4 protein-coding genes and 1 pseudogene are annotated in these 4,353 nt (G+C 60.4%); all 5 read left to right on the forward strand.

The window, feature by feature from the left end; translation table 11 throughout:
* Positions 1 to 543 (forward strand): ABC transporter permease (locus AB4Z53_RS35125; RefSeq protein ID WP_441600022.1); only part of this gene is annotated, 543 nt, incomplete at its 5' end.
* Complete coding sequence (locus tag AB4Z53_RS35130; protein WP_441600024.1) at positions 536 to 1,573, forward strand: quaternary amine ABC transporter ATP-binding protein; 1,038 nt, start codon at positions 536 to 538, stop codon at positions 1,571 to 1,573. The genes AB4Z53_RS35125 and AB4Z53_RS35130, both read left to right, overlap by 8 nt.
* Before the next feature lie 102 nt (positions 1,574 to 1,675).
* Entirely contained in the window at positions 1,676 to 2,587 is a 912-nt protein-coding gene (locus AB4Z53_RS35135; RefSeq protein WP_441600026.1) for a dihydrodipicolinate synthase family protein, read from the forward strand.
* 102 nt (positions 2,588 to 2,689) lie between these two features.
* On the forward strand, positions 2,690 to 4,036 hold the full coding sequence (locus tag AB4Z53_RS35140) for an NAD(P)/FAD-dependent oxidoreductase (protein ID WP_441600028.1): 1,347 nt from the start codon (positions 2,690 to 2,692) through the stop codon (positions 4,034 to 4,036).
* A 117-nt stretch (positions 4,037 to 4,153) separates the two neighbouring features.
* Positions 4,154 to 4,353 (forward strand): annotated as a pseudogene (locus tag AB4Z53_RS35145) (GlxA family transcriptional regulator); the annotation flags it as partial.

A 4,353-nucleotide genomic window follows, 5' to 3' on the forward strand; every position in this document is an offset into this window, starting at 1 on the left:
GCCATCGGCATTCCGATCGGCATCGTCATGTCCCGTTCGGATCGCTTCCAGAATATCGTCAATCCGATCCTCGACGTGATGCAGACCATGCCGAGTTTCGTCTATCTGATCCCGGTCGTCATGCTGCTTGGCATCGGCAAGGTGCCGGGCCTGATCGCCGTCGTCATCTACGCCATCCCGCCGATGATCCGGCTCACCAATCTCGGCATCCGCCTCGTCGACAAGGATGTGCTGGAGGCTGCCGATGCCTTCGGTTCGTCGGGCTGGCAGAAGCTCAAGAACGTGCAACTGCCACTCGCCTTGCCGACGATCATGGCCGGGATCAACCAGACAATCATGATGGCACTCGCCATGGTGGTCATCGCCTCGATGATCGGTGTTCAAGGTCTCGGTCAGCCGGTGCTGAAGGCGATTGCCAACCAGTACTTTACCCTCGGCATTTTCAACGGCCTTGCGATCGTCGGCATTGCGATCATCTTCGATCGGGTCAGCCAGGCCTATGGCGAGAGACTGCAGAAGCATCGGGAGATCGTCCATGGCTGATCACGCTTTCGGCGGCATCAAGATCCGCCACCTCTACAAGATCTTCGGCCCGGACGCCGCGGCCCATGTCGATGCAGTGCGCAAGGGGCTGACGAAGACAGAACTCAACGAGCGGCACGGACATGTCCTTGGGCTGCGGGATATCAACATCGAAATCCCCTCCGGCTGCATCCAGGTAATCATGGGCCTGTCGGGGTCGGGCAAATCGACCCTCATACGGCACATCAACCGCCTGATCGATCCGACGGCCGGCGAAGTGCTCGTCGACGGCATCGACGTCGTGAAGATGAACGAAGCCGAACTGCGCGAGTTCCGACGGCACCAGACGGCCATGGTGTTCCAGAAGTTCGCGCTGCTGCCCCATCGCAACGTGCTCGACAACACACTTTATGGCCTTGAGGTTCAGGGCCTCGAGCGCGCGAAGGGTGTCGACATCGCCATGCGATGGATCGAGCGTGTGGGGCTCAAGGGCTTTGAAGACAAATATCCTAATCAGCTCTCGGGCGGCATGCAGCAGCGTGTTGGCCTCGCGCGTGCACTTGCCAACGACGCACCGGTGCTGCTGATGGACGAGGCCTATTCGGCCCTTGACCCACTGATCCGCATGGACATGCAGACGGTTCTTCTCGATCTGCAGAAGGAGATCAAGAAGACCATCGTCTTCATCACCCATGACCTCGACGAAGCGTTGCGATTGGGCGACCAGATCGCCGTGCTGCGCGATGGGGAAGTCATCCAGCAAGGCACCAGTCAGGACATCGTTCTCAGGCCCGCCGACGAATATATCGCCAACTTCGTCAAGGAGGTGAACCGTGGCCGGGTCGTTCATGTCGAGGCCGTCATGGCACCCGTCGCTGCGGATCACGCCGTCAATGGCGCGACGCTGAGCAAGGGAAGCACGATCGAAGCCGCACTTAAGATCCTGGCGCACAAGGATGCCAAGGATCTGGTGGTGGTCGATGCTGCCGGAATGCCTGTCGGTGTCGTCGATCTGAAGCGGCTGGCAGCGGCGGTCGTCACGCCGCACTGAGCGGCGGTAGACCTATCCACGAAACCCCAGGAAGCAGGGCCAGACGTCGCCCGCGGCGAAACCGCGCGTCCGATCTCCGGCCCCATCGATGGAGAATACGTCATGAAGTTCGAAGGTATCTATACTCCAGCCATCACACCGATCGGGCACGACGGGCAAATCGACCGCAAGGGTTTTGCAGCGGTGCTCGAAACCCTTGTCGAAGCTGGAGTTCACGGCATCATAATTGGCGGATCTACCGGCGAATATTATGCCCAGCGCGCCCAGGAACGGTTCGACCTTGCCGCCCACGCCAAGGAAATTGTCGGCTCACGGCTGCCGCTCATCGTCGGGACGGGTGCCACGAGAACGGAAGACTCCGTGGCGTTCGCCAAGGCGGCCAAAGAGATCGGCGCCGACGCCATTCTCGTATCATCGCCACCTTACGCATTGCCGACGGAGGAGGAGAACGCGGTCCACGCTTTAACGGTGGACCGGGCGGCCGACCTCCCGATCATGCTCTACAACTATCCGGCCCGCATGGGCGTGATGATGGGGGACGCGTATTTCTCGCGCGTAAGCGCATCCAGAAACATCGTGGCCATCAAGGAGAGTTCCGGCGACATGGCCAATCTGCACCTTTTGGCCAGGAAGTATCCTCAAATCGCGCTCTCCTGCGGCTGGGACGATCAGGCACTCGAATTCTTCGCCTGGGGTGCAAGGAGTTGGGTCTGCGCCGGCTCCAACTTTCTGCCGAAGGAACATGTCGCCCTCTATCAGGCCTGTGTCGTCGAGAAGAACTTCGACAAGGGGCGGGCGATCATGACGGCGATGCTGCCACTCATGGATTTTCTTGAATGCGGGAAGTTCGTCCAGTCGATCAAATACGGCTGCGAACTGGCGGGCCTGCCGGCTGGGCCGGTCAGAGCGCCACTCGGCCCGCTTAGCGCCGAAGAAAAACAAGCGCTCGAGACGATCATCGCCACGTTGAAGCATACCGTCGCCCAGATCACCTCGGGAACCAGCCATGCGTGAGCGAATGATCGCAACCAAGCACGGGGCAACAACGACGGGCGTTCACTGGCGTACCTTCGGGACCGGCACGTTGCGCCTTCAATTGATGAGCGAGACGATCCGATGATTACACGGCCCGTCAAACGCTTGCCGGTCGAAAATGGCATTTCGGGCTGGGAGGCAATCAGTCAACGTTTGTTTCCGGTCCGGGCTCTCGACGAAAATGTGAGCGCAGACTGGCTGATCATCGGAGCCGGCTTTGCCGGGCTTTCGGCAGCACGCCGCCTGCTGCAACTGCACCCCGATGACAAGATCGTCATTCTCGAGGCGAGTGAAGTTGGCAAGGGCACATCGGGTCGGAACTCCGGCTACATGATCGACGTTCCGCACAACCTGTCATCCAGCGAGTATTCCAGCGGGACCGCTGACATCACGCGCCGGGAAATGGCCCAGAACCGTTACGCCATCGAATTCGCCAGGCGAGCGGCGGAAGCCTACGGAATGTCGCACGAGACGTTCGATCCCGCCGGCAAGATCAATGCTGCCGCGACGGCGCGCGGCATGAAGCTCAATAGGAGTTTCGGCCAGTCGCTCGGCCATGCGGGCGAAAAGCACGCCTACCTCGACGCCTCCGACATGCGGGAGATAACCGGGTCGAACTACTACCTCGGTGGCCTCTACACACCCGGTTCGGTGCTCATCCAGCCGGCGGACTACGTGCGCCAGTTCGCTGCCGGCCTTTCGCATCATGTCGATTTCTTCGAACGGTCTCCCGTGACGTCACTTAGGCGCGACAACGGAATCTGGACAGCGTCGGCGGCACGCGGAACGGTCAGCGCTCCCAAGGTCATCCTGGGGGTCAACGGCCATGTAGAAGATTTCGGGCATTTTGGCAGGCGGCTGATGCACATCTTCGCCTACGCCTCGATGACGGCACCGTTTCCAGCCGACGATCTCGGGCACAGAGCTTCCGGTCGGGATCGCTGGGCCTTGCTCCCAGCCGACGCCATGGGGGCTACCGTGCGCAAAATCACATCCGGTGGCCAATCGCGCATCGTTATCCGCACCAAGTATACCTACGACACGACGGTCACACTGACGCAACATCGCATCTCGAAAATGGCGCAAGCGCACCGACGCTCGCTGGACGCGAGATTTCCTGACCTCAAGGAAATACCCTTCGATTACAGCTGGGCTGGCCGCCTCTGCCTCAGCCTCAATCACGTGCCGGCATTTGGCGAGATCGATGATGGGCTCTTTTCCGCCTGCTGCGAAAATGGGCTTGGTACCGTCAAGAGCACCCTTGCCGGCATGATGGTCGCCGACCTCGCGACGGGGACGGTGTCACCGGAACTCGAAGAATACATGGATCAGCGAGGCCCTAGCCGGCTTCCGCCAGAGCCTTTTGCCTGGCTCGGGATAAACTCGGTGATCCGATTGCAGGAATTTCGAGCCGGACGCGAGGGATGAACCGCTCGCTGACCGCTACGTGGACGAAGGATCGCAGAGTGAGGTTGAAGAACCCCTCGACTACCACGAACCGCCCGCGCTCGGTGACGAGGATGCGGACTGCCCGATAGGTTTTCAATGACGATGACCATAAAATCCAGCGCACATGCGACGACCCGCCTCAAGATCGGCTTCGTTCTCGCCCGGTCGTTCACACTTTCGGCTTTCGCCCTCTTCGTCGATACGCTTCGGCTGGCAAGCGACGAACTCGACAAATCGGGCCGCGTGCGCGCCGATTGGCAGGTGCTCGGCAACACGAGCCATCTGATCGCATCGAG

It is taken from the genome of Ensifer sp. 2TAB8 (assembly GCF_052115125.1).
In the GTDB taxonomy this organism is placed as follows: Bacteria; Pseudomonadota; Alphaproteobacteria; order Rhizobiales; family Rhizobiaceae; genus Ensifer.